The sequence below is a fragment of the Streptomyces gobitricini genome (genome assembly GCF_039532985.1).
Classification (GTDB): domain Bacteria; phylum Actinomycetota; class Actinomycetes; order Streptomycetales; family Streptomycetaceae; genus Streptomyces; species Streptomyces gobitricini.
This window is the reverse complement of record NZ_BAAASR010000002.1, coordinates 127,318-151,654: the sequence shown is the minus strand read 5'-3', so window position 1 is coordinate 151,654 and position 24,337 is coordinate 127,318. Positions and strand designations below refer to the sequence as shown.

The 24,337-nt window shown below is 73.1% G+C and carries 24 protein-coding genes; 9 read left to right on the top strand and 15 right to left on the bottom strand.

What is annotated here, in order from left to right:
• Positions 1-50: 50 nt before the first annotated feature.
• The 4 genes from ABD347_RS01645 to ABD347_RS01630 are packed head-to-tail and all read left to right on the top strand — an operon-like array spanning position 51 to position 4,915.
• Positions 51-1,556 (top strand): Y4yA family PLP-dependent enzyme, encoded by a 1,506-nt coding sequence (locus tag ABD347_RS01645; RefSeq protein ID WP_344355485.1) that lies wholly within the window; start codon positions 51-53, stop codon positions 1,554-1,556.
• Positions 1,553-2,905, top strand: a complete 1,353-nt coding sequence (locus tag ABD347_RS01640) for a pyridoxal-phosphate dependent enzyme (protein WP_344355483.1) — start codon at positions 1,553-1,555, stop codon at positions 2,903-2,905. Before ABD347_RS01645 ends, ABD347_RS01640 begins: the two co-directional genes overlap by 4 nt.
• Positions 2,906-4,108 carry an aminotransferase class V-fold PLP-dependent enzyme gene (locus ABD347_RS01635; RefSeq protein ID WP_344355481.1) on the top strand — a complete coding sequence of 401 codons (1,203 nt, stop codon included), beginning with the start codon at positions 2,906-2,908 and terminating at the stop codon, positions 4,106-4,108.
• Between the two features lie 48 nt (positions 4,109-4,156).
• On the top strand, positions 4,157-4,915 hold the full coding sequence (locus ABD347_RS01630) for a class I SAM-dependent methyltransferase (protein WP_344355478.1): 759 nt from the start codon (positions 4,157-4,159) through the stop codon (positions 4,913-4,915).
• Between the two features lie 2 nt (positions 4,916-4,917).
• Here the strand turns inward: ABD347_RS01630 and ABD347_RS01625 are convergent, their stop codons facing one another.
• Positions 4,918-6,147 carry a pyroglutamyl-peptidase I gene (locus tag ABD347_RS01625; protein ID WP_425575549.1) on the bottom strand — a complete coding sequence of 410 codons (1,230 nt, stop codon included), beginning with the start codon at positions 6,145-6,147 and terminating at the stop codon, positions 4,918-4,920.
• Positions 6,148-6,179: 32 nt separating this feature from the next.
• On the bottom strand, positions 6,180-6,749 hold the full coding sequence (locus ABD347_RS01620; protein ID WP_344355476.1) for a TetR/AcrR family transcriptional regulator: 570 nt from the start codon (positions 6,747-6,749) through the stop codon (positions 6,180-6,182).
• 108 nt (positions 6,750-6,857) lie between these two features.
• Here ABD347_RS01620 and ABD347_RS01615 point away from each other — a divergent pair, with 108 nt between their 5' ends.
• Complete coding sequence (locus tag ABD347_RS01615; RefSeq protein ID WP_344355473.1) at positions 6,858-9,341, top strand: beta-glucosidase family protein; 2,484 nt, start codon at positions 6,858-6,860, stop codon at positions 9,339-9,341.
• 17 nt (positions 9,342-9,358) lie between these two features.
• Here the strand turns inward: ABD347_RS01615 and ABD347_RS01610 are convergent, their stop codons facing one another.
• Together ABD347_RS01610 and ABD347_RS01605 are read right to left on the bottom strand one after the other, a co-directional pair.
• Positions 9,359-10,288 (bottom strand): aldose epimerase family protein, encoded by a 930-nt coding sequence (locus tag ABD347_RS01610; protein WP_344355471.1) that lies wholly within the window; start codon positions 10,286-10,288, stop codon positions 9,359-9,361.
• Between the two features lie 11 nt (positions 10,289-10,299).
• Positions 10,300-11,184 (bottom strand): SGNH/GDSL hydrolase family protein, encoded by an 885-nt coding sequence (locus ABD347_RS01605; RefSeq protein WP_425575565.1) that lies wholly within the window; start codon positions 11,182-11,184, stop codon positions 10,300-10,302.
• Positions 11,185-11,457: 273 nt separating this feature from the next.
• On the opposite strand from ABD347_RS01605, the gene ABD347_RS01600 reads away from it, so the two are divergent.
• Positions 11,458-11,952: a DUF3145 domain-containing protein gene (locus ABD347_RS01600; protein WP_344355468.1), complete on the top strand. Its 495-nt coding sequence runs from the start codon at positions 11,458-11,460 to the stop codon at positions 11,950-11,952.
• Positions 11,953-12,337: 385 nt separating this feature from the next.
• On the opposite strand, the gene fabF is transcribed toward ABD347_RS01600, so the two are convergent.
• From fabF to ABD347_RS01575, 5 genes are all read right to left on the bottom strand, one after another.
• Positions 12,338-13,600, bottom strand: a complete 1,263-nt coding sequence (gene fabF / locus ABD347_RS01595; RefSeq protein WP_344355465.1) for a beta-ketoacyl-ACP synthase II — start codon at positions 13,598-13,600, stop codon at positions 12,338-12,340.
• Positions 13,601-13,667: 67 nt separating this feature from the next.
• Positions 13,668-13,916, bottom strand: a complete 249-nt coding sequence (locus ABD347_RS01590) for an acyl carrier protein (RefSeq protein ID WP_344355462.1) — start codon at positions 13,914-13,916, stop codon at positions 13,668-13,670.
• Positions 13,917-13,998: 82 nt separating this feature from the next.
• Positions 13,999-15,000, bottom strand: a complete 1,002-nt coding sequence (locus ABD347_RS01585) for a ketoacyl-ACP synthase III (RefSeq protein WP_344355459.1) — start codon at positions 14,998-15,000, stop codon at positions 13,999-14,001.
• Between the two features lie 16 nt (positions 15,001-15,016).
• Positions 15,017-15,964 (bottom strand): ACP S-malonyltransferase, encoded by a 948-nt coding sequence (locus ABD347_RS01580; protein WP_344355456.1) that lies wholly within the window; start codon positions 15,962-15,964, stop codon positions 15,017-15,019.
• 89 nt (positions 15,965-16,053) lie between these two features.
• A complete protein-coding gene (locus ABD347_RS01575) occupies positions 16,054-17,238 on the bottom strand; it encodes a PucR family transcriptional regulator (protein ID WP_344355454.1) in 1,185 nt (394 codons plus the stop codon).
• 117 nt (positions 17,239-17,355) lie between these two features.
• On the opposite strand from ABD347_RS01575, the gene ABD347_RS01570 reads away from it, so the two are divergent.
• Entirely contained in the window at positions 17,356-18,015 is a 660-nt protein-coding gene (locus tag ABD347_RS01570) for a pirin family protein (protein ID WP_344356333.1), read from the top strand.
• Positions 18,016-18,146: 131 nt separating this feature from the next.
• On the opposite strand, the gene ABD347_RS01565 is transcribed toward ABD347_RS01570, so the two are convergent.
• From ABD347_RS01565 to ABD347_RS01540, 6 genes are all read right to left on the bottom strand, one after another.
• Positions 18,147-18,518 (bottom strand): hypothetical protein, encoded by a 372-nt coding sequence (locus ABD347_RS01565; protein WP_344355452.1) that lies wholly within the window; start codon positions 18,516-18,518, stop codon positions 18,147-18,149.
• Positions 18,519-18,563: 45 nt separating this feature from the next.
• Positions 18,564-18,869, bottom strand: a complete 306-nt coding sequence (locus ABD347_RS01560; RefSeq protein ID WP_344355449.1) for an SCO5918 family protein — start codon at positions 18,867-18,869, stop codon at positions 18,564-18,566.
• A 32-nt stretch (positions 18,870-18,901) separates the two neighbouring features.
• Positions 18,902-19,237: a CBS domain-containing protein gene (locus ABD347_RS01555; RefSeq protein ID WP_344356331.1), complete on the bottom strand. Its 336-nt coding sequence runs from the start codon at positions 19,235-19,237 to the stop codon at positions 18,902-18,904.
• Positions 19,238-19,360: 123 nt separating this feature from the next.
• Positions 19,361-20,851 (bottom strand): DEAD/DEAH box helicase, encoded by a 1,491-nt coding sequence (locus ABD347_RS01550; protein ID WP_344355446.1) that lies wholly within the window; start codon positions 20,849-20,851, stop codon positions 19,361-19,363.
• A gap of 284 nt (positions 20,852-21,135) precedes the next feature.
• A complete protein-coding gene (locus ABD347_RS01545; protein WP_033176054.1) occupies positions 21,136-21,339 on the bottom strand; it encodes a cold-shock protein in 204 nt (67 codons plus the stop codon).
• Between the two features lie 433 nt (positions 21,340-21,772).
• Entirely contained in the window at positions 21,773-22,618 is an 846-nt protein-coding gene (locus tag ABD347_RS01540; RefSeq protein WP_344355442.1) for a serine hydrolase domain-containing protein, read from the bottom strand.
• An 86-nt stretch (positions 22,619-22,704) separates the two neighbouring features.
• Between ABD347_RS01540 and ABD347_RS01535 the strand changes: the two genes are divergently transcribed.
• A complete protein-coding gene (locus ABD347_RS01535; protein WP_344355440.1) occupies positions 22,705-23,172 on the top strand; it encodes a MerR family transcriptional regulator in 468 nt (155 codons plus the stop codon).
• Positions 23,169-24,185, top strand: coding sequence for an aldo/keto reductase (locus tag ABD347_RS01530; RefSeq protein ID WP_344355438.1), 1,017 nt, complete (start codon positions 23,169-23,171; stop codon positions 24,183-24,185). Before ABD347_RS01535 ends, ABD347_RS01530 begins: the two co-directional genes overlap by 4 nt.
• Positions 24,186-24,337: the final 152 nt, after the last annotated feature.

Genomic DNA, 24,337 nt, shown 5'->3' with positions numbered 1-24,337 from the left:
GCGGGACGGTGACGGGCCGGTCGGTATTCCTCGCGGGAGGAACAGCTGGGATGAGCACGGCTGGGACGAGCACAGCGAGCACGGCCGAAGAGCCGTTGTACCTGGAACCACGCCTGGAACAGGGGCCGGCGGACCTCCTGGGGGAGGGCGGCCCGCTCCTCCACGAGCTGGTGGACGCGCTGGGTTCGCCCCTGAACATCGTGCTGCCGGGCCAGATCGAGGAGAACGTGGAGCGTTTCCGCTCCGTCTTCCGCCGCCACCGGCTCACCGGCCGGATCTTCTACGCCCACAAGGCCAACCGGTCCAGCGCGCTGGTGCGGCGGCTCGTCACGACGGACGCCGGCCTCGACGCCGCCTCCCTCGGCGAGCTGCAGCACGCTCTCGCGTCCGGGTGGACGGGTGACCGGATCATGACGACCGGGCCCAAGGACCCGGAGTTCCTGTGGCTGGCCGCCCGCGCGGGCGCCATCGTCAACGCCGACGGGCCCGGGGAGGTCGAGCAGGCGGCCCGGCTCGTCCGCGCGTACGAGCTGCCCCGCCTGCGCGTCGTGCTGCGGCTGTCCGGCTTCGGCACGTCCGGCACCACCGTATTGTCCCGCCGCAGCCGGTTCGGCGCCCCCGCCGGCTCCGTGAAGGACCTGCTCGACACGGTGGACCGGCACCGGGACGCGGTGGAGCCGATCGGCGTCGGCTACCACCTCGACACCACGAGCCTGGACGAGAAGGCGGCGGCGCTCGAGGGCTGCCTGTGGGTGATGGAGGAGACCCGGGCGCGCGGATTCTCCCCGCGCGCCGTCGACGTCGGAGGCGGGTTCGGCGTCACATACCTGGCCCACGCCGAGCAGTGGGACCGCTACACCACCGCGCTCACCCAGGCGGTCATGGGCCGCCGCCCGCCCATGACCTGGGACGGACACGGCTACGGCCTCCGGATGGAGAACGGCACCCTCAAGGGCGCCCTGGGCCTCTACCCGGCCCACCGCCCCCTCGCCGGCGCCGACTACCTCGACGAGCTGCTGTCGCGCCCCGCCCCGGGCCTCGGCGGGCGCCCGCTCGGCACCCTGCTGCTGGAGGGCCTGCACGAGCTGTACGTCGAACCCGGCAGGGCGCTCGTCGACCAGTGCGGGCTCACCCTCGGCAGGGTGCTGGACGTGCGGGCGACGGAGACGGGCGAGCACCTGGTGCGCCTGGCGATGAACGCGGGTGACACCGGCCTGGAGGACCACGGCGTGCTCATGGACCCCGTCCTCCTGCCCCGCGACGGCGGCCCCGCCGCCGGGGGCGAGCGGCCCGCCGCCGTCCACCTCATGGGCAACCTGTGCCTGGAGTCGGACCTCATCACCCGCCGCGTCGTCCACCTGCCCCGGCTGCCCCGCCCCGGCGACCTCCTCGCCTTCCCCAACACCGCCGGCTACTGCATGGACTTCGGCGCCACCCACGCCCAGCGCCAGCCCGTCGCCCGCAAGGTCGCCGTACACCGGGAGGGTGGAGCCTGGCACTGGTGCCTCGACGAGCAGTACTGGCCGATCACACGACCGGGGAGACAGCGCACATGAGGTACGACCGCATCACCGACGCCATCGGCGACACCCCGCTGGTGCGCATCGACCCGGAAGTCCACGGTCTGCGCACCGTCGACCTCTACGCCAAGCTGGAGATGCTCAACCCGTTCGGCTCCCTCAAGGACCGGGCCGCGTGGAACATGGCCCGCGAGGGCCTGGCGGCCGCCGGGGAGCGCGGCGAGACGGTCGTCGAACTGTCCAGCGGCAACACCGCCAAGGCCCTCGCCCTCATCGCGGGCCTGCACGGACTGCCGTTCAAGAGCGTCACCAACCGGATGCGCATCCCGGAGATCAAGGACCTCCTGCTGCTGCTGGGGGCCGAGATCGAGGAGCTGCCCGGACAGTCCGAGTGCCTCGACCCGACCGACACCGACGATCCGCTGACCCTCTTCCACCAGCGGCTGAACCAACCGGGCAGCGCCCACTTCCACACCGACCAGTACTTCAACCCCCGCAACACCGACGCCCACGCCTCCGGCACCGGTCCCGAGATCATCGCGGACCTGGACGGCCGCGCCCCGGACTGGTTCATCGCCTGCGTCGGCACCGCCGGATCGTCCACCGGCGTCGCCCGGGCTCTGCGCGCCTTCGACCCGGCGGTGCGGGTCGTCGGACTCGTCGGGGAGAAGGCCGACTTCATCCCCGGCATCCGCAACGCCGACGAGGTGCAGCAGGTCGGCCTGTTCGACCCGGCCACGTACGACACGATTGAGACCGTGAGCGCCGACGACGCCATCGATGGCATGGTGACCCTCCTGCGCCGCTGCGGACTGCTCGCCGGGCCGACCGGCGGAGCGGCCTTCCAGGGGGCGGTACGCCACCTCCGGGCCGTGGAGCGGGCGGCCCTCGACGGCGGGCGGGCCCCCGGCGGGGAGCCGGCGGAGCGCCGGACGGCCGTCTTCATCGTCTGCGACCGGGTGGAGAGCTACCTCGGATACGTACGGCAGCGCCGCCCCGAGCTGCTGGGGCGCCCGCCGGTGAAGAACTCGGTGGCCACACTGACCGACATGGAGGCGAGCACGGCCACTGTCATCGACGTCGCCGACGCGCAGAAATGGATAGCGGAGGAGAACCCGCTCGTGATCGACCTGCGCGGCCCGTTCGCGTACACCGCGCTGCACATCGACGGCTCGGTGAACATCGTGGACGAGCTCTTCGACGAACTGCTGCGGGGCGGTCTGCCCTTCGGCAGGCGCAGGCCGGTGCTGCTGGCGTGCCCGGTGGGGGAGAAGTCGGCCCGGTACGCCGCCCTGCTGACCCGTATGGGCCACCCCGACGTGCGCAGCCTGGCCGGGGGCATCGTGGCCTGGCGGGACGCGGGCGCGCCGCTGGTGCGTGACTGAGTGGCCGGCTCCGGCGCGGAGATCGAGGAACTGCGGCCGTGGCACCGGGCGCTGCGCGCCCAGTTCCCGATCGTGGTGGGCCACCCGGACCTGGTGTACCTCGACAGCGCGGCCACCGGGCAGAAGCCGCAGGCGGTCCTGGACGCCGCGCACCACTACCTCACCACGTCCAACGCCAACGCGGGCCGTGGCTCCTATCCCTGGGCCAACTCCACGACGGCGCTGGTGGAGGAGGCCCGGGAGCGGGTCAAGCGGTTCCTGGGCGATCCGGAACCGGACCGTTCGTCGGTGCACTTCACCAGCGGGACGACCGAGGGGCTGCGCACGGTCGCGCGGGACTGGCTGCCCGCGCTCCTCACCGACGGGGACGAGATCGTCGTCCCGTACCAGGACCACCAGGCGAACCTGTCGCCCTGGCTGGAGGCCCGGGAGCTGCTGGCCCGCCAGGGGGTCGGCATCCGGGTCCGGGAGCTGCCGTACCAGGAGGCGTCCGGTGACTACGACCCGGTGGAGCTCGCCCGGGTCGTCGGCCCGCGCACCCGGTTCGTGGCGGCCACGCACGTGCACCACGTGTACGGCGCCGACATGAACGTCCACCGCGTCCGCCAGGTGGTCGGCCCGGAGGTCCCCATCTGTCTGGACGCCGCTCAGAGCGTCGGGCACCTGCCGGTGGCCGTGGGCGATCCGGACGTGGACTTCGTGGTGTTCTCCGGCCACAAGGCGCTCGCCCTGCCGGGCACGGGGGTGGTGTGGGCGCGGCAGCGGCGCGGGCCGGAGTTCCGGCCGGGCGGGTGGCGGGGTACGCCGAACACCGTCGGCATCGCCTCCCTGGTGGCGGCGCTCGACTGGCTGGACGCGGCCGGGACCGACCGGATCGAGCGCTGGACCGTGGCGCTCACCTCCCTCCTCACCGACGGGCTGAGCGGGATGGCGGACACCTACGAGGTGCTCGGCTGCCGCACCAGCCTGGCGGCCGGCTCACAGGTGCAGCGGCGCCGGAGCCTGGTGACCTTCCGGCACCGGGCGATCGACGCCCACGACCTGGGGTTCATCCTCTTCAGCCACGGGTTCATGGTGCGGTCCGACGGCCACTGCCAGGCCGGGCGGGGCAAGAGGGACGACTCCGTACGCGTGAGCCTCCATGTGCACAACGCCCCCGAAGAGATGGAAAGGCTGCTCAGCACCCTCGCCAGTCTGCAATGATTTTCAATAGCAGGAGCGGGTCGCGAGGTGCGGAGGACACGGGCGGCTATGGGTGTGAACGCGGTGACGGCCGCGCGGTGGGTGGAGCGCTGGGAGGACCAGCAACAGCGGTACGCGGTCGACCGTGAGGAGAGCTTCACCGTCATCGCGGACGTCGTCGAGCATGTGACGCGCGGCCGGACCGGGCCGCCGCTCGTCCTCGACCTCGGGAGCGGGCCGGGGTGTCTGGCGGCGCGGCTGGCGCACCGCCTGCCGGACGCGGAGGTGCTCGCCGTCGACGGCGACCCCCTCCTGCTGGAGCTGGGCAGCACGTACTACGGCTCCGCCCTCCGCCACGTCGAGGCCATGATCGGCGAACCGGGCTGGCTCGACGCTCTCGCGCTGGACCGGCCGGTGGACGCCGCCGTGTCGACGACGGCCCTGCACTACCTGGACCACGGCACACTCGGCCGGGTCTACCGGGACCTGGCGGAGCGGCTGCGCCCCGGCGGCGTCCTCGTCAACGGCGACCACATCAGCCCGGACTCCCCGAAGGTCTCCGAGCTGGCCGCCGACATCGGCCGCCGCCACGCCGAACGGCACCCGACCCTCACCCACCACGACTGGGAGTCCTGGTGGTCGGGCGCCGCCTCCGATCCCGAGCTGGCGCGCTTCCTCACCCAGTGCGGGAGCCACCGGCACCCCCGCTGCGAGGGCAACGACCTGACCGTCTCCAGCCACCTCGACCTGCTGCGCGAGGCGGGGTTCGAGCACGTCGGGGTGGTCTGGCAGTACGGCCACAGCCACGTCCTGGCCGCCGTCCGCTGACGTCAGCCCCCGGCGGCGGCCACCGCGACGATCGCCCTCACCTGGGCCGTGATGTCCGCCCGGTCGCGCAGGAACTCCGGGTCCGTCACCGCGCCGGTGCCGCCCGCGCCGAACCGGAGGACCGGCGTGTGGACGTGCCCCCCGGGCAGGTCCGGCAGACCCAGCCGGTCACGCAGGAGCGTGGCGCGGTACGCGATCTCGTTGGACAGGTAGTCCCCGCCGCCGCCCGCACGGGCCGCCGAGCCCGGCGTGGGGCCCGCCGGCCGGACCACGGCTACCGAGCCGCCCGCCGGGACCTCGGTCACCGCCGTGTTGTCGTACACCGGGAACCGGCCGGTGTCCGCCGCCACGATCTTCGCGTACGGCAGGGTCGTCGCCGTCCACTGCGGCTGCGACGCCGGGTCGGCGACCGGCACGAGGCCCGTCTCGGACACCTTCTCGTTGTCGCCGAACCCGCCGCGCCAGGCCCCGTTGAAGCGCTCGACGTCGAAGCGGCCGACGCGGCCCTGGCTCACCGTGGCGAAGGCGTCCAGGCGCGGCAGGTGCGGCCGCAGGGTGCGCTCGACCTCGCCGTCCGCGAAGTCCGCCCAGCGCACCGGGAACACCGCCGTCTCCACCCGGGCGAGGGCGCCGTCCGCCGTCCGGATCAGCGTCCCGTCCAGCGCCAGCGCCGCCGCGCCCGACGGGTTGCTGATCCGCACGTCCCGGTCGAGCGTGAACGGGTCGAACCCGGTCACCAGCACCCGCTTGACGCCCTTCCCGGCGGGGAAGCGGATCGCGTCCTGACCCCGCGACGACGTCTCCAGCCGGTCCAGCAGCCGCTCCCGCGCCCCCGCCCGCTGGGCGAAGCCGGGCGTCCAGGACCGCAGTTCGCGGCTCATGGCCAGCCGCGCCCAGTACAGCGGCCGGTCGTCGTCCCGGGCGAGGTCGCCCCGCGCCGGTCCCCGCCCCTGCACCCGGTCCACCGCCCGCTGCCAGAGCCGCGACCCGTGCCGTACGACCGCCCGCTCGGCCGCCGCGTACGACCCCGCCCGGTCCAGCGCGGCCGCGAACTCGGGTGCCACCGTGTCGAATCCGCCGCGGGCGAGGATCTCCCGCGGCACGGCCCGGTCGAGGCGGGCCTCCTCGACGGTGGGCTCCGTGGGGGGCTCCGCCGCGTGGGCGGGAGCCAGAGGGACCGCCAGCGCGGCGAGAGCGGCGACCAGCGTCGTACGCGACCGTATCCGGGACACAGGGGGCAGTCCTTCCGTAGGGTGCCGGAACGCTACCGCGCCCCCAACAGCCGCAGAAAGCCCCGGAAGGCGGCCGGCATGTCCACCGCGTCCGGATCCAGCAGCCACTGGTACTGGAGCCCGTCCATCACGGCCGTCACCAGCGGCGCCGCCTCCTCCGGCGTCAGCCCGCCGGGCAGCCGGTCACCGAACTCCGCCCGCAGCACGTCCGCCATCTCGGCCCGCACCTGGCTGTAGCGGCGGGTGAAGAACTCCCGCGCCGGATGACCCTCCGTCACGCTCTCGCCGAGCAGCGCCGAGAAGGTCTGCACGATGCCCGGCCGCATCGCGTTGTACTCGACGAGCGGCTCCAGCAGGTCGAGCCGCCGGCCGCCACGGCCGCCGCCCCCGCCGGTGTCCCACTGGTCGCGCTCCTCCAGGACCGCGACGAGCAGGGCCTCCTTGGTGGGGAAGTGGTGCAGGAGCCCCTGCTGGGTCAGGCCCACCCGCTCGGCGACCGCCCCGAGCGACGCGCCCCGGTAGCCGCGCTCCGCGATCACCGCCAGGGCGGCGCGCACGATCTCGGCGCGCCGTTCCTCACTCCTGGCCCTGGCCGCTGCCATCCTCGCACCCCGATCCTTTTGGTAACGGAAATATAACGAAACCTACTGCCCTACAGGTGATGGGCGCACCATGGGGCGTACCACGCACGCCGACACGGAGGTACGACAGTGACAGACGCGACCGGCATCCGGCGCGAGGAGGCCGTCGAGGCGGCCCTCGGCAAGCTCGACCTGGACGCCAAGGCCCGCCTCCTGGCCGGCCAGGACATGTGGTCCCTCCCCGCCCTCCCCGAGATCGGCCTGAAATCGCTGGTCATGTCCGACGGCCCGATCGGCGTACGCGGCGTCCGCTGGACCGCGGACGACCCGTCCGTCGCCCTGCCGTCCCCCACCGCGCTCGCCGCCACCTGGGACCCGGCCCTCGCCCGCCGCGCCGGCCGCCTCCTCGCCCAGGAGGCCCGCCGCAAAGGCGTCCACGTCCTCCTCGCCCCCACCGTCAACCTGCACCGCTCACCCCTCGGCGGCCGGCACTTCGAGGCGTACAGCGAGGACCCGTACCTCACCGGTGAGATCGGCACCGGCTACGTCCTCGGCGTCCAGGACGGCGGCGTCGGCACCACCGTCAAGCATTTCGTCGCCAACGACGCCGAGACCGACCGCTTCACCGTGAACAACGTCGTCGCACCCCGCCCGCTCCGCGAGCTCTACCTCGCCCCCTTCGAGGCGATCGTCAAGAACGCCCGCCCCTGGGGCATCATGACCGCGTACAACCAGGTCAACGGCGAGACCATGACCCAACACCACCACCTGGTCAACGAGGTGCTGCGCGGCGAGTGGGGCTTCGACGGCATCAACGTCTCCGACTGGATGGCCGCCCGCGACACCCGGCGCGCCATCGAAGGCGGCCTCGACGTCGCCATGCCCGGCCCCCGCACCGTGTACGGCGAGGCCCTCGCCACCTCCGTCCGCGCCGGCGAGGTCGACGAGACCCTCGTCGACGGAGCCGTACGCAACGTGCTGCGCCTCGCCGCCCGCGTCGGCGCCCTGGACGGCGCGGAGCCGGTCGTCACCGAGCCGCCGGCGCCCATCGACGGCGACGCCCTCGCCCGCGAGATCGCCCACCGCTCCTTCGTCCTCGTACGCAACCAGGGCGCCCTGCCCCTCGCGCCGGGCCGCACCGTCGCCCTCCTCGGCGCCGCCGCCCGCGACGCCCGCGTCCTCGGGGGCGGCTCCGCCCAGGTCTTCCCCGACCACACCGTCTCCCCGCTCGACGGCCTCACCGCCGCGCTCCCCGCCGGCGCCCTGACGTACGCGACCGGCGCCGACCCCAGCGACGAACCCGCCCCCGCCGGACCGGGTTTCGCGCTGCGCGCCGTCTGCCGCGACGCGGACGGGAACGTCCTCGGCGAAGCGTCGCTGCCCAGCGGCCAGGTCCAGTGGATCGGCGACGACCTGCCCGAGGGCGTCAGCCACGAGGCCCTGCACAGCGTCGAGGTCACCGGCACCTTCACGCCCCGCGAGAGCGGCGAGCACACCTTCGGCACGCGGGGCCTCGGCGCCTTCACCCTCACCGTCGCGGGCGAGACCCTCTACGAGGGCGTCCAGGACATGGGCGACGAGGCCGACCCGTTCGAGGCGTTCTTCGGCGCCCCGCTGGAACGCGGCAGGGCCGTCCTCACCGAGGGCGTCCCCGTCGAGGTGTCGCTGCTCCACCCCCTGGGCCAGGAGCACGCGGCGCCGCTGCCGGGCGTGCTGTTCTCCCTCGCCCACCTCGGGCCGCGCCGCGACCCCGAGGCGCTGATCACCGAGGCCGCCGAGGCCGCCCGCGCCGCCGACACCGCGATCGTCGTGGTCGCCACCACCGAACGCGTCGAGTCCGAGGGCTTCGACCGCGCCGACCTCAAGCTGCCCGGCCGCCAGGACGACCTGGTGCGCGCCGTCGCCGCCGCCAACCCGAACACCGTCGTGGTCGTCAACGCCGGCTCACCCGTCGAGATGCCCTGGCGGGACGACGTGGCGGCCGTGCTGCTGAGCTGGTTCCCCGGCCAGGAGGGCGGCGCCGCGCTCGCCGACGTCCTCCTCGGCACCGAGGAGCCCGGCGGGCGCCTCCCCACCACCTGGCCGGCCGCCCTCGCCGACGCACCCGTCACCGAGGTCACCCCGACGGACGGCGAACTCCACTACACCGAGGGCCTCTTCATCGGCTACCCCGCCTGGGACCGGGCCGGCGCCACCCCCGCGTACCCCTTCGGCCACGGCCTCGGCTACACCACCTGGGAGTACGAGTCCCTGGAGCTGACCCCGGACACCGCCACGGTCCGCGTCCGCAACACCGGCTCCCGGCCCGGCCGGGAAGTCGTCCAGCTGTACGTCACGCCCGAGGACGGTCCGGTGGAGCGCCCCATCCGCCGACTGGCCGGGTTCGCGTGTGTCGAGGCCGACCCCGGCGGGAGCGCCGAGGCCGAGATCCCGCTCCCGAGGAGGGCGTTCGAGGTCTGGGACGGGCGGACCGGCGCGTGGACGGCGGTCCCGGGCACGTACGAGATCCAGGCCGGCCGTTCCGTGACCGACACCCGCCTGCGCGCCACCCTGTCGGTCGGCGGCACGGACCAGCGGCCGGACGCGGACCAGCGGTTCCGGGACGCGGACTAGCGGTTCCGGGACGCGGACTAGCGGATCCCGAACGCGTAGACGGTCTCCGACGTGTACACCTCGCCCGGCCGCAGCACCGTACTGGGGAACTGCGGCCGGTTCGGGGAGTCGGGGAAGGCCTGGGTCTCCAGGGCGACTCCGTCCAGGTGGTCCGGGGCGTACACCTGGAGACCCGGCTCCGTCGTACGGACCGTCAGCAGGCGCCCCGTCCCCGGGGAGTACAGCTCGGCCGCCGGGCCGCCGGAGTCGCGGTCCAGGACGAAGTTGTGGTCCAGCCCCGTGCCCACCGGGCGGAACGCCCGGAAGTCGAGACGGGTGCCGGCCACCGCCGCGATCTCACCGGTCGGGATCCCGGTGTCGTCCAGCGGGGTGAAGTGCCCGGCCGCCAGCCGCATCTCCTGCGCGCCGCCGAGGTTCCAGTACGTGTGGTTCGTCAGGGCCACCACCGTCGGCGCGTCAGTCACCGCCTCGTACGCGATCCGCAGCGCGCCCGAGGCGTCGAGCGTGTACGTCGCGGACACCTCCAGCCGCCCGGGGAAGCCCTCCTCGCCGTCCGGGCTCACCCGCGACAGCCGCACCCCGCCCTCCACCGGCCCGGCGCACCACACCCGCTTGTCGAACCCGCGCTCACCGCCGTGCAGGCTGTTCGGCCCGCCGTTGCGCGCCAGCCGGTGGGTGCGGCCGTCCAGCGTGAACGACCCGCCCGCTATCCGGTTGGCGTACCGCCCCACCAGTGCCCCGAAGTACGGCCCCGGATCGTCCTCGTACCCGGCGGGCGAACCGTGCCCCAGCACCACGTTCGCCACGCTGCCGTGCCGGTCGGGTACCTCCACCGACTGCACGATGCCGCCGTACGTCAAAACCCCCACCCGCGTGCCGCCCCGTTCCAGGACCCAGCGGTGGACGACCGTACCGTCGGCCAGCCGGCCGCACTCCTCGACGCTCATGCCCGTCGAGCCTACGCGGGCGGAACCGGCGCCGTGACGTTGCGGTACGCGATCTCCGCCAGCCGCTGCTGACCGTCCCCGCTCGGGTGGAACCAGTCCCAGGGGCTCAACTGCTCGCCGGTGAACCGGTAGTCGAACACCGCCCCGCCGTCGTACAGGCACAACCGGTCCTTCGCGCACACGTCGCGGAGCACCCCGTTGTACGCCACCACGCGCCGGTACACCTGCTCGCGCCGCTCCTCGGCGGCCGGGCCGAGGTCGTCGGCGTCACCGAGCATCGACGCGCAGACGCCCAGCTTCCACACCTGCTTGCCGAGCGCACTGCCCCGCCCGGTCGACCACAGCCGCTTCAGGTCCGGCACGCTCGACACGTACACCTGACTCTTCGGCGACACCTCGCGCAGCTCCCGCATCGCCTCCTCGAACGAGGCGCGGAAGTCCGCCACCGGAGTCATCAGGGCGGTGCTGTCCCGGCAGGCGTCGTTCGCCCCCACCATCACGGTCACCAGACCCGGCTTCCTCGCCCCGGCCTTCGCCATCTGGCTCGGCAGCTCCGCCACCCGCGCCCCGGACCGGGCCAGGTTCCAGCTGCGCGCGGGCAGTGCCGACGGGCCCAGGAGCCGCCGCGCGAGACTGTTGACCCGCGCGTCGCCCCCGGTGGCCCAGGACATCTCCGGGCAGTCGACCAGGATCCCGCACGCGTCGAACCCGCGCGTGATCGAGTCACCCACGGCCGCGATCGAGGCGGGACTCGGGTCCCACGCGGGGGTGGGTTTCGGCGAGGGGGAGGGGCGCGACGTCACCCCCGGCCCGGGCCCCGGTCCCGCCTCGCACCCGGACACGCCGACGCCCGCCACCAGGGCGGCGGCGGGCGCCCAGGCGGCGGACGTTCGTATACGGCCTCGTCGGCTGTCGGGCATCCGGTAGCCCTTTCGTCGGCGTCCTGGCGAGTGAAAGCTTGGTGTCGAGCTCCCCCGGGCAGACCGTACGTCATCCCAAGCGCCCCGGCGCACGGTAGCTTTTCCCCGTCGAACCGTCAGGCGCCTTCGCCAATCGGCTCCGGTAAATTACATCACGTCACATGCTGTCCCTTTTGCGGAGTTTTACTCCCGATGCTGTTTACTGAGGCCGCTGGGAAAGGCGAACCTCGTCCCACACTGGAGGTCCCGGTGACGACACGTGGAGTCCTGTACGTACACTCCGCACCGCGCGCGCTGTGCCCGCACGTCGAATGGGCGGTGGCGGGAGTGCTCGGTGCGAGGGTCCAACTCGACTGGATCCGGCAGCCGGCCTCCCCCGGCACCTGGAGAGCGGAGTTCTCCTGGCGGGGCGAAGCGGGCACCGCCTCCAAGCTGGCCTCCGCGCTGCGCGGCTGGCAGATGCTCCGCTTCGAGGTCACCGCCGAGCCCTGCGCCACCGCCGAGGGCGAGCGCTACAGCGCCACGCCCGAGCTGGGCATCTTCCACGCGGTCACCGGCATCCACGGCGACATCCTGATCCCCGAGGACCGTCTGCGCGCCGCGCTCGTCCGCTCGGCCCAGGGCGAGACCGAGCTGGAGGCGGAGATCGCCAGGCTCCTGGGCAAGCCCTGGGACGACGAACTCGAACCCTTCCGCTACGCCGGGGAAGGCGCCCCGGTCCGCTGGCTCCACCAGGTCGTCTGACCCCCTGACCGCCCGGCCCCTACCAGCCGAGCGCCCGCGCCACGCGGAGCACCCGCGCCGTGCCGGGCGCCCGCCCTGGCTCGGGCTCGCCAGGTCCGCCGAGCGCCCGCCTCCGCTCGTACCACCCCGCCCGCACCACGCCGCGCCGAGCGCCCGCCCAGCTCCGTACCGGGCGCCCGCCCCGCGCCGGGCGTCCAAGGGGCCGGGGACCCGGGAGACGGCGCTGCGGAGGCGGCGCCCCGGGCCGGGTCCTCGCGTGCCGTCGACGCGCGCCGTCACCCGCGCCGGGTGCCCGCCCGCCCCGCTCCGGGGTCGGATACGCGTGTGGGCCCGCCCCTCGAAAGGGGCGGGCCCACACGGGTGTCCACGGTCGCCGGCCGCCAGGTCAGACCGTCCGGAACGCCAGTACCACGTTGTGGCCGCCGAACCCGAACGAGTTGTTGATCGCGGCGATCGTGCCCTCGGGGAGCGGACGCGGCGTGTCGCGCACGATGTCGGCGTCGACCTCCTCGTCCAGGTCCTCGACGTTGATCGTCGGCGGGGCCGTGCGGTGGTGGAGGGCCAGGACCGTGGCGACGGTCTCGATACCGCCCGCGCCGCCCAGCAGGTGGCCGGTCATCGACTTGGTCGCCGAGACCGCCACGTGGTCCAGGTCGTCGCCCAGCACCTTGCGCAGCGCCTTGACCTCGGCGACGTCACCCTGAGGGGTGGACGTGGCGTGCGCGTTGAGGTGCACGACCTCGGCCGGCTTCAGGTCGGTGTCGTCCAGCAGGTTCTGCAGGGCGGCGGCGATACCGCGCCCGGTCGGCTCCGGCTGGGCGATGTGGTGGCTGTCGGCCGACAGGCCCTGGCCCAGCGCCTCGCAGTAGACCTTCGCGCCACGCGCGGCGGCGTGCTCGGCGGACTCCAGGATGACGACACCCGCGCCCTCACCGAGGACGAAGCCGTCACGGCCCTTGTCGTAGGGGCGCGAGGCCTTCTGGGGCTCGTCGTTGTTCTTGGACATCGCCATCATGTTGGCGAACGCGGCGACCGGCAGCGGGTGGATCGCCGCTTCGGTGCCACCCGCGACGACCACGTCGGCGCGGCCGGTGCGGATCATCTCGATGGCGTAGCCGATCGCCTCGGCGCCCGACGCGCACGCCGAGACCGGGGTGTGGACACCCGCCCGGGCGTTCACCTCCAGGCCGACGTTCGCGGAGGGGCTGTTGGGCATGAGCATCGGCACGGTGTGCGGGGAGACGCGGCGTACGCCCTTCTCCTTCAGCACGTCGTACTGGTCGAGCAGGGTCGTCACACCACCGATGCCGGAGGCGATGACGGAGCCCAGCCGATCGGGCTCGATGGACGCGTCCTCGCCCGCCGGGGCGGTGAAGCCCGCGTCGGCCCACGCCTCGCGGGCAGCGATCACGGCGAACTGCGCCGAGCGGTCCAGCTTGCGCGCCAGCGGGCGCGGCAGCACCTCGCCGGGGTCGACGGCGACCGGGGCCGCGATACGGACGGGCATGTCGGCGAAGCGGTCACCTTCGAGGGGCTTGACGCCGGAGCGTCCCGCGAGCAGACCTTCCCAGGTCGAGGCGGAGTCGCCACCCAGCGGTGTGGTTGCGCCGATACCGGTGACGACCACGGTGCGATTGGTCGAGTTCACAGGAATTCTTTCTCCACGTGTATGAGGTATGCGGGGAATGCGGCGCCACCGCCGGGTGGCGGTCCGATCAGCCCTGGTGCTTCAGGATGTATTCGGCGGCGTCGCCGACCGTCTTGAGGTTCTTGACGTCCTCGTCGGGGATCTTGACGTCGAAGCGCTCTTCGGCGGCGACGACGACCTCGACCATGGAGAGCGAGTCGACGTCCAGGTCGTCGGTGAAGGACTTGTCCAGCTGGACGTCCTCGACCGGGATGCCGGCGATCTCGTTCACGATGTCGGCGAGACCGGCGACGATCTCTTCCTGAGTGGCGGCCATGTGGCGCTCCTTCGGTGTGTATCTCAGAGGTGTTTCTCAGAGGGTTTTGCGGCTGATCGTCCGGAGAAACCCCGAACGGTGCCTAGGGGAGGGTAACGACCGTCGCGGCGTAGACGAGACCCGCCCCGAAGCCGATGACGAGCGCGGTGTCACCGCTCTTCGCCTGACCGGTCGCCAGGAGCCGCTCCATCGCGAGCGGAATCGAGGCGGCCGAGGTGTTGCCGGTCGTCTCCACGTCGCGGGCCACGGTGACGTGCTCCGGCAGCTTCAGAGTCTTCACCATCGAGTCGATGATCCGCATGTTGGCCTGGTGCGGGATGAAGACGTCCAGGTCGGCCGCCGAGATGCCGGCGGCGTCCAGGGCCTGCTGGGCGACCTTCGCCATCTCGAAGACGGCCCAGCGGAACACCGCCTGGCCCTCCTGCGTGATGGCGGGGAACTTGTCGACCGTGCCGTCCCGGTAGTCGGTCCAGGCGACGGTCTGCTTGATGGTCTCCGACTTGTCACCCTCGGAGCCCCACACGGTGGGGCCGATCGCCGGCTCCTTGGCCGGACCGACGACGACGGCGCCCGCGCCGTCGCCGAACAGGAAGGCCGTCGCACGGTCCTCCAGGTCGGTCAGGTCGCTGAGCCGCTCGACGCCGATGACCAGCACGTACTCCGCCGAGCCCTCCACCACCATGCCCTTGGCGAGGGTCAGGCCGTAGCCGAAGCCGGCGCAGCCGGCCGAGATGTCGAACGCGGCCGGCTTCTTCGCGCCGATCTTGTCCGCGATCTCGGTGGCGACGGCGGGGGTCTGCTTGAAGTGCGAGACGGTGGAGACGATCACGCCACCGATCTGCTCGGGCGTCAGCCCGGCGTCGGCGATCGCCTTGCCGGCCGCCTCGACCGACATCGCGGTCACGGTCTCCTCGGGGGAGGCCCAGTGGCGGGTGGTGATGCCGGAGCGCGAGCGGATCCACTCGTCGGACGAGTCGATCGTCTCGAGGATCACCTCGTTCGGCACGACACGGGTGGGCCGGTAGCCGCCGACACCCAGGATGCGCGCGTACGGGGCGCCCTGACTGGGCTTGATCTTCGCCATGCTCTACGGCTCCTTGTCAGACGGCGGGCGTCGTGTGCTCGGCGATGAGCGCACGGGCCGCGTCGAGGTCGTCCGGCGTCTTCAGGGCGACCGTCCTGACGCCCTTCAGGGCACGCTTGGCGATACCGGTGAGCGTGCCGCCGGGGCACACCTCGACCAGAGCGGTCGCGCCGAGCTGCTGGAACGTTTCCATGCACAGGTCCCAGCGGACGGGGTTGGCGACCTGCCCCACCAGGCGGGCGACGACCTCGGCGCCCGTGGCGACGGTCTGCCCGTCCTTGTTCGAGACGTACGTCACGGTGGGGTCGGCGACCGTCAGGCCCTCGGCGGCCTTCCGCAGCGTCCCGACAGCGGGCGCCATGTGGTGCGTGTGGAACGCTCCGGCGACCTTGAGCGCCACCACGCGGCGTACGCCCTCGGGCGGGTCCGCCTCCAGCGCCGCGAGCTGCTCCATGGTGCCGGCGGCGACGATCTGGCCGGCGCCGTTCACGTTCGCCGGGGTCAGACCGAGCTTCTCCAGGTGCGGGACGGTGACCTCCGGCTCGCCGCCGAGCAGCGCCGACATGCCGGTCTCGGTGACGGCGGCGGCCTCGGCCATCGCCAGCCCACGGGTCCGTACGAAGCCGAGCGCGGCCGTCTCGTCGAGGACACCGGCGAACGCGGCCGCCGTGATCTCGCCGACGCTGTGACCGGCGACGGCACCCGGGGTGCCCGCCGCGCCGGCGGAGAACGACTCGCTGCCGAGCGCGGCGGCGGACAGCAGGCCGGCGGCGACGAGCAGCGGCTGGGCCACCGACGTGTCCCGGATCGCGTCCGCGTCGGCCTTCGTGCCGTAGTGGACCAGGTCGAGCCCGATGGCGTCGGACCACGCGGCGACGCGGTCGGAGGCGCCGGGGAGGTCGAGCCAGGGAGTCAGGAAGCCGGGCGTCTGAGCGCCTTGGCCGGGAGCGACGAGTACGAGCACCCTCACACTCTCTCTTGTGGACGGCTCCCACCGCCCGTGAGGACAGGGACGAAGAACCGTCAGGGTAATTGTGGACGTTCGACAAAAGTCTAGGACTGGGGATCCCCGTCGACCAGACGCCCCAGAATCAGGGCGATCCGCAGCGTGAACGCGGACCGTACATCGGACGGTGACCATCCGGTGACGTCGGTCACACGTCGGAGCCGGTAGCGCACGGTGTTGGGGTGCACGAACAGCATCCGGGCCGCGCCCTCCAGACTGCTCGCCTGCTCCAGATACACGCTCAAGGTCTCCAGGAGCGCCGAGCCCGCCTCCTCCAGCGGTCTGTAGATCTCCTCCACCAACTGCACGCGCGCCGACGGGTCACCGGCCATCGCGCGCTCCGGCAGGAGATCGTCCGCCAGCACCGGCCGCGGCGCGTCCTGCCAGGCGGAACACGCCTTCAGGCCGGCCGCTGCCGCCTGCGCGGACCGGGTGGCCGCCAGCAGGTCCGGCACGACCGGCCCCGCCACGACCGGCCCGGCGGCGTACGGGCCGATCAGCGCCTTGGCGACCTGGAGCGGATTGTCGCTGCCGCCCGCGATGACGACCAGCCGGTCGCCGAGCACCCCGGTGAGGACCTGGAGCTTGGCGTGCCGGGCCGCCCGCCTTATCGCCTCCACGGTCAGCTCGCTGTCGCCGTCCGGAGCCGTACCCAGGATCACGCACACGTGCTCCGGCGAATTCCAGCCGAGCGCGGCCGCCCGCGAGACGGCGCCCTCGTCGGCCTCGCCGGACAGCACCGCGTTCACCACCAGGGACTCCAGCCGGGCGTCCCACGCGCCGCGCGCCTCGGCGGCCTGCGCGTACACCTGGGCCGTCGCGAACGCGATCTCCCGGGCGTACACCAGCAGCGCCTCGCGCAGCACCGACTCGTCGCCCGGGGCGGCGACCTCCTCGATCGCCGACTCCATGACCTCGATCGTCGTCCGCACCATCTCCACGGTCTGGCGCAGCGTGATGGCGCGCGTCAGCTCGCGCGGAGCGGTGCCGAAGACATCGGTCGAGATGGCCTGCGGGGTCTCCGGACGCCGGAACCACTCGGTGAACGCGGCGATACCGGCCTGGGCGACCAGACCGATCCACGACCGGTTCTCCGGGGGCATCGCCCGGTACCAGGGCAGCGTCTCGTCCATGCGGGCAATGGCGCTCGCCGCGAGCCGCCCGGAGGACTGCTCCAGGCGCTTCAGGGTGGCGGCATGGGAGTGGGCGTCGTTCGCTGCGGGTTCAGGCACGGGACAAGACTGCCTTATCCGGGCGGGGCGGTGCGGCGCCGGGTCTACGGTGGTCCGGTGAGTTCATGGCATCCAGACGCCGCGGCGGACGCCGCGCGGCCCGGTCCGGGCGGTCCCGTGTGGTCCGTGCGGCGGGCCGGTGAGCGCTACCGCGGTGGCGGGGCGACGACCGGCATAGAGACCCTGCACGCCTTCTCGTTCGGGCGCTTCTACGACCCCGACAACCTCCGTTTCGGCGCCATGCTGGCCTGCAACGAGGAGCGGCTCGCACCCGGCTCCGGGTTCGACGAACACCCCCACAGCCACACCGAGATCGTCACCTGGGTCGTCGAGGGGGAGCTCACCCACCGCGACTCGGCCGGGCACACCTCGCGCATCGGGCCCGGTGACATACAACACCTCAGCGCCGCGGCCGGGGTCCGGCACGAGGAGCGCAACGACGGCGACGCTCCGCTGGTCTTCGTGCAGATGTGGCTCGCCCCGAAGGAGCCCGGCGGCGACCCGGCGTACGAGGTGGTGCGGGGCCTCGCGGACGCGACCCCGTACGCCCTCCCGGCCGCGGGCGCCACGTTCCGCGTACGACGTCCCGGGGCCCCCGGCGAGCGGGTCGCCGTCCCGGACGCCGCCTTCGTGTACGTCCACGTCGTGCGGGGCTCGGCGCGGCTCGGCGACGACACACTGGGCCCGGGGGACGCGGTCCGGATCACCGGCGCGAAGGGGCTGGAGCTGGTGGCGCTCGGTCCGGCCGAGGTGCTGGTGTGGGAGATGACCGGCTGATTCCGCCGCCGGCCGCGACGCCCGGCCGGCCGGACACGGCGCCGCGCGCCCCGGCCGCCGAGGCGCGCGGAAGTGGGGGTGCGCCGGTGCGTCGCGCGGTGCGCCGCCGTTGACGGCGCACCGCGCGGCGGTCACTGGTCGGAGTAGCTGAAGTCCCCCACCGTCCAGGCGCTCACGTCCTTGATGGCGATCCGGTACATCCCGCCCGTCTCGGGGATGCCCACCTGGCCCTGGAGGATCCTGGCGACGTGGAAGTGCAGATGGGTGGGCGTCCCGGCCGACCGCGACCCGGTGTCACCGGGTGGCGCGAAGGTCCCGGCGAACGGGCCGAGCCGGTCCGAGTCCCTCAGTACCTCGGCCACCCGCTGTCGCCAGACCGTCTCGGGCGCCAGCCGGCCGGTGATCACGGCTCCGTGGACCACGACGGTGAGGGACATCTGAGTGGTTTGCTCCGACTCCACCGTGGCGGCGATGTCAACGAGCAGTTCATCAGGGTTCGACATGGGCGTTGATTCTAGAACCCGGGGCGGTCCGGTGGATCCCTGAGGTCATCGGAGTGCTCCGCCGCCCAGGAGCGCCGCGGCCGTCTGCAGCGGGGTGGGAGCGGGCGCGGGCGCGGCCGTGGTGTCGTGGCAGGTGAAGCCGAGCCGGGTCAGCGCCCTGGTCACCTCAGCGGAGGTGAAGTCACGGCGGTCCTGCTTGGTGATCACTTCCCCGACCTGCTTGACGGGGTAGGTACGGCGCCCGATGGTCACGGACGGTCCCGAGACGGCCTCGGGTTTGATGCCCTTCATCGCCTCCCGGACGTCACTCGAGAACAGGTCGAACGGGAAGTGGGCGATGACGCAGCGCATGGGACCTCGGAGAGGGTGAGGGGAGTGGGGGGTCAGGGGAAGAGGGACAGGATGCCCAGGCTGTAGCCGTGCTCGTCGACCACCGGGGAGACGTCCAGCGTCCGGCCCCGCATGGCCGCCTCGGCGTCACCCAGACGCGCCGCGGAGCAGGTGAACGGCCCCCGGTCGAGGGGGATGTCACGCAGCCGTACGCGGTCGCTGTACCAGGAGCTGTCCCGGTGGGCGGCGAGCTGCGCCCGCGTCACCAGGCCGGAGCACCGGCCGGCGTCGTCCTGGAGGAGCAGGTGCTCGACGCGGGCGCTGATGAGTACGGACATGGCCACGTCGACCGTCATGTGGTCGTCGACCTGCGGTCCGGGCGCCTCCATGGCGTCACGGGCGGTCAGGCCCGTGCCGGGGGCTTCCAGCAGCCGTGTCTGCACCTGCGTCAAGGGCTTCTCCTCTTCGGGCGTCGGATCGTGCGGTCGGGCCTGGGCGACGAGCGGGACCGGCTACGCGGCGGAGGCGGAAGAGGCGCCGCGACCCCAGCGGGAAGGGCGGCGGCGCCGGCCGCGGGTGGAGGCGCCGGAGCCCTTGGCCCGCTCTGAGGCGGGGGCGGTGATGGTGACGGGCACGCCGGAGGGGGCCTGGGCGCCGGTGATGCGGTTCAGTTCGGCCTCGCCGGAGCGGACCCGGGTCACCCGGGCGGTGATACCGGCGTCGGCCATCAGCCGCTCCATGCCGCGTCGTTGGCCGGGCAGCACCAGGGTGACGACGGTGCCGGACTCGCCGGCGCGGGCGGTGCGTCCGCCTCGGTGCAGGTAGTCCTTGTGGTCCGTGGGCGGGTCGACGTTGACGACCAGGTCGAGGTCGTCGACGTGGATGCCGCGGGCGGCGACGTTGGTGGCCACCAGGACCGTGACGTGACCGCTCTTGAACCGGTCGAGGGTGCGGGTGCGCTGCGGCTGGGACTTTCCGCCGTGCAGGGCGGAGGCGCGTACGCCGACGGCGAGGAGGTCCTTGGTCAGCCGGTCCACCGCGTGCTTGGTGTCCAGGAACATGATCACGCGGCCCTCGCGGGCGGCGATCTCCGTGGTGGTGGCGTGCTTGTCGGCGCCCTGCACGTGCAGCACGTGGTGCTCCATCGTCGTGACCGCGCCCGCGGAGGGATCGACGGAGTGGACGACCGGGTCGGTGAGGTAACGGCGGACCAGGAGGTCGACGTTCCGGTCCAGGGTGGCCGAGAAGAGCAGACGCTGCCCGTCGCGCCGCACCTGGTCGAGCAGGTGGGTCACCTGGGGCATGAAGCCCATGTCGGTCATCTGGTCGGCCTCGTCCAGCACGGTGATGGCGACCCGGTCCAGCTTGCAGTCGCCCCGGTCGACGAGGTCCTTGAGCCGGCCGGGCGTCGCGACGACGACCTCGCTTCCGCCGCGCAGCGCGCCCGCCTGCCTGCCGAGCGACATCCCGCCGACCACCGTGGTGAGTCGCAGATGCAGCGACCGGGCGTAGGGGGTGAGGGCGTCGGTCACCTGCTGGGCCAGCTCCCGGGTGGGTACGAGCACCAGCGCCAGGGGCTGCCGCGGCTCGGCCCTCTGCCCGGCGGTACGGGCGAGCATGGCGAGTCCGAAGGCGAGCGTCTTGCCCGAGCCCGTGCGTCCGCGTCCCAGGACGTCCCGGCCGGCCAGCGAGTTCGGCAGGGTCGCCGCCTGGATGGGGAAGGGGACGCTCATGCCCGCCGACTGGAGCGCCGCGAGCAGAGCGGCGGGGAGGCCGAGGTCGTCGAACCTCTCGACGGGAGGCAGGGCCGGGGTGCTGCCCACCGGCAGGGCGAACTCGCCCCGCAGCGGCGCGGGTCGGCGCCCGTGGCCGCCGCCCGGCCGTCCGGCGGACGCCGGTCGGGCCGGCCCTTGCGGGCGGCCACGGCTGCCACGGCCGGAACCGGCGGTGGCGTTCGTGCGGGAGCGGTAGGAGCTGTCGTTCGTGCGAGCGGTGCGGTTCATGCGGAACCTTCCTCGATGCGGCACGTATCGAGGAATTCCTCCCGGCGGCGGGGCCGCACGAGGAATCGCAAGAACGGACCGAGAAAAAAGACGACACTCGGACGACACTCTTGCGGGCGCCATGGGCGTCACCGCTTCGTCCGGGGAAACGCCGGGAATACGAGCCGGAAGAAGCGGCGATCAGTATTCGGGCGCGAAACCGTCGTGTCCGACGGGAGGAAAAGCCGACGAGCCGGGGCCCGCACCCATGGTGCGGGCCCCGGCACGCGTCGTACGCGTCAGCGTCAGGCGGGAACGATGTTCTCGGCCTGCGGGCCCTTCTGGCCCTGCGTGACGTCGAAGTTCACCTTCTGGCCTTCCTGAAGCTCGCGGAAGCCGGAGGCGGCGATGTTCGAGTAGTGGGCGAACACGTCAGCGCCGCCGCCGTCCTGCTCGATGAAGCCGAAGCCCTTTTCCGCGTTGAACCACTTCACGGTGCCAGATGCCATATTTGATCTCCCTTTGGGGCAGTGCCCGGAGCACGCACCTTGCGACTCCGGAGTCGCTGGGATGATTTCCCCTCCGGAAAACACCGGAAAATGAACACGAAGTCACTGGGAACCACAACTGCAACTGACAACACCGTAGCACGCTGCGAGCGTGCCCGGGCGGTACGTTTTACGGCCCGGCTCGGCGGAGCAGAAAAAGTCGCCGGGAAATCCCCGTAATTCTGTAACGGCGGCAACAGGTATACGTTCCCGGCCGGCTCCGTCGGCGCCCTCGTCCGGGACGGCGGCGGGAACAGCGGCGGTGACCGCCCTCCGGGCGCGGCGGGCCGGAGCCGGGCGTCACCGGGCGTGCGAGGAGGCCGACGCGACACCCGGCTCGGGCGTGTCGTCGTCGCGGTCGCCCGCCACCGCGCCGGTGCCGGCGGCCGGGCGGTCAGCGGGTCGCCGTGAGCTCCGCCAGCACCGCGTCCGTGAAGGGCGGCCACGCCTCGATCGCCCACGGCCCGAAGGCCCGGTCGGTCAGCGCCACGCACGCCGCGCCTGTGCCGCTCCCGCCCGCCCGTCCGGCGTCGGGGTCGATCCACAGGAACGTGCCCGACTGGCCGAAGTGGCCGAACGTGCGGGGGGAGGACGAAGAGCCCGTCCAGTGCGGCGACTTGCCGTCACGGATCTCGAAGCCGAGCCCCCAGTCGTTGGGCCGTTGGTGCCCGTACCCGGGCAGGATCCCGGTCAGCCCCGGATGGACCACCGACATGGCCTCCAGCACCGTGCGCGGGTCCAGCAGCCGTGGTGCCTGCACCTCGGCGGCGAACCGCACCAGGTCGTCGACCGTCGACACGCCGTCCTTCGCGGGTGAACCGTCCAGCGTCGTGTCCTTCATGCCCAGCGGCTCCAGCACCGCCTGGCGCAGGTACTCCGGGAAGGGGATGTCCGTGGCCTTCGCGACGTGGTCGCCGAGCGCCTCGAACCCGGCGTTGGAGTAGATCCGCCGCGTACCCGGCGCCGCCATGACCCGGTGCTCGTCGAAGGCCAGCCCGGACGTGTGGGCGAGCAGGTGCCGCACCGTCGACCCCTCGGGCCCGGCGGGCTCGTCGAGCTCGACCGCCCCTTCCTCGTACGCCACGAGCACGGCGTACGCGGCGAGCGGCTTGGTCACCGACGCCAGTGGGAACCGCCGGTCCGTGGGGCCGTGCGCCCCGGCGACGGTGCCGTCCCCGCGCACCACGGCCGCCGCCGCGGTCTCCACCGGCCATTTCTCGATCATCGCCACGCTTCGCATGCGTATGAGCGTATCCCCGTGCCCCGCCGGAGCCTGTCCGGGCCGGGCTTGCCTGGAGTGCACTCCAAGGTCCTAGCGTGGAGGCCATGACGGTGATCGAGAGCACTCCCGCACCGACCGAGCGCCTCGCCGCCTGTGCGTCCGCGCCGCCGCCCCACCCGCGCCCCGACGGGCAGGACCGTTACACGATCAGCGAGGTGTCGGCCTGGACCGGACTCACCGCGCACACACTGCGCTGGTACGAGCGGATCGGGTTGATGCCGCACGTCGACCGGTCCCACACCGGCCAGCGCCGGTTCACCAACCGGGACCTGGACTGGCTCGGCTTCGTGGGCAAGCTGCGGCTGACCGGGATGCCCGTGGCGGACATGGTGCGCTACGCCGAGCTGGTACGCGAGGGAGAGCACACCTTCGAGGCACGGCAGGAACTGCTGGAGGCCACCCGGCGGGACGTGCGGTCCCGGATCGCGGAGCTCCAGGACACGCTCGCCGTACTCGACCACAAGATCGACTTCTACGCGGGCGTCCGACGGGCCCCGGAGAGGACCACATGAGCACGGAGAAGATCGCGACCGTACGCCTCGGCACGGCCGGCCCGCTGGTGGGCGTCCAGGGCTTCGGCGCCATGGGCATCAGCGAGTTCTACGGCGACACCGACGAGGCCGCGGCCCGCGACACCCTGGACGCCGCGCTGGAGGCCGGCGTCACGCTGATCGACACCGCCGACATCTACGGACGCGGCGCCAACGAGGAGTTCCTCGCGCCGTTCGTCGCCGAGCACCGCGACGAGATCACCCTGGCGACGAAGTTCGCCATCGAACGCACCGACGACCCCCGCTACCGGGGCGTGCGCAACGACCCCGCCTACATCAGGTCCGCCGTCGAGGGCAGCCTCCGCCGCCTGGGCGTCGACGTCATCGACCTGTACTACATGCACCGCCGCGACCCGGCCGTGCCGCTCGCCGAGTCCGTCGGCGCCATGGCCGAGCTGGTCGAGCGCGGACTGGTCAAGCACCTGGGGCTGAGCGAGGTGACCGGAGCCGAACTGCGCGAGGCGCACGCCGTGCACCCGATCGCGGCCCTCCAGTCGGAGTGGTCGCTGTTCTCCCGCGACGTGGAGCGCAGCGCGGTGGGCGCCGCGGCCGAGCTGGGTGTGGCGTTCGTGCCGTACTCGCCGCTCGGCCGCGGGTTCCTCACCGGGGCGTTCACGGACGCGGCGGCGGACCTGTCCGGCTCGGACTTCCGCAAGCACCAGCCCCGCTTCACGGGTGACAACGCCCGCCGCAACGCCGCGCTGCTGGAGCCCGTCCGGCGGATCGCCGAGGCCCACGGGGTGACCGCCGCCCAGGTCGCGCTCGCCTGGGTGCAGCAGCGGGCGGACGTGCACGGCCTGACCGTCGTGCCCATCCCCGGCACCCGCAAGCGCGCCCGCCTCCTGGAGAACGCCGCCGCCACCCGGATCACCCTCACCGAGGACGAGCTGGCCCGGCTGGAGCCGGTCGCCGCCCAGGTGGCCGGCGACCGCTACCCGGACATGACGTTCACCTCCGCCGCCCGGGAGGCGTAGGCCCCGGCCCGCCCCGTACGGACGGGCCACACCCGCGGCCCGGGCGCGCGGGGCGGCGGGCGGGCGGGGCGCCGGGTATGCGGGGCGCCGGGCACGCGGGGGCGCGGGGCGGGCGGCGGTTACGTTCGCTCCGCTCACCCCGCCTCCGCTTC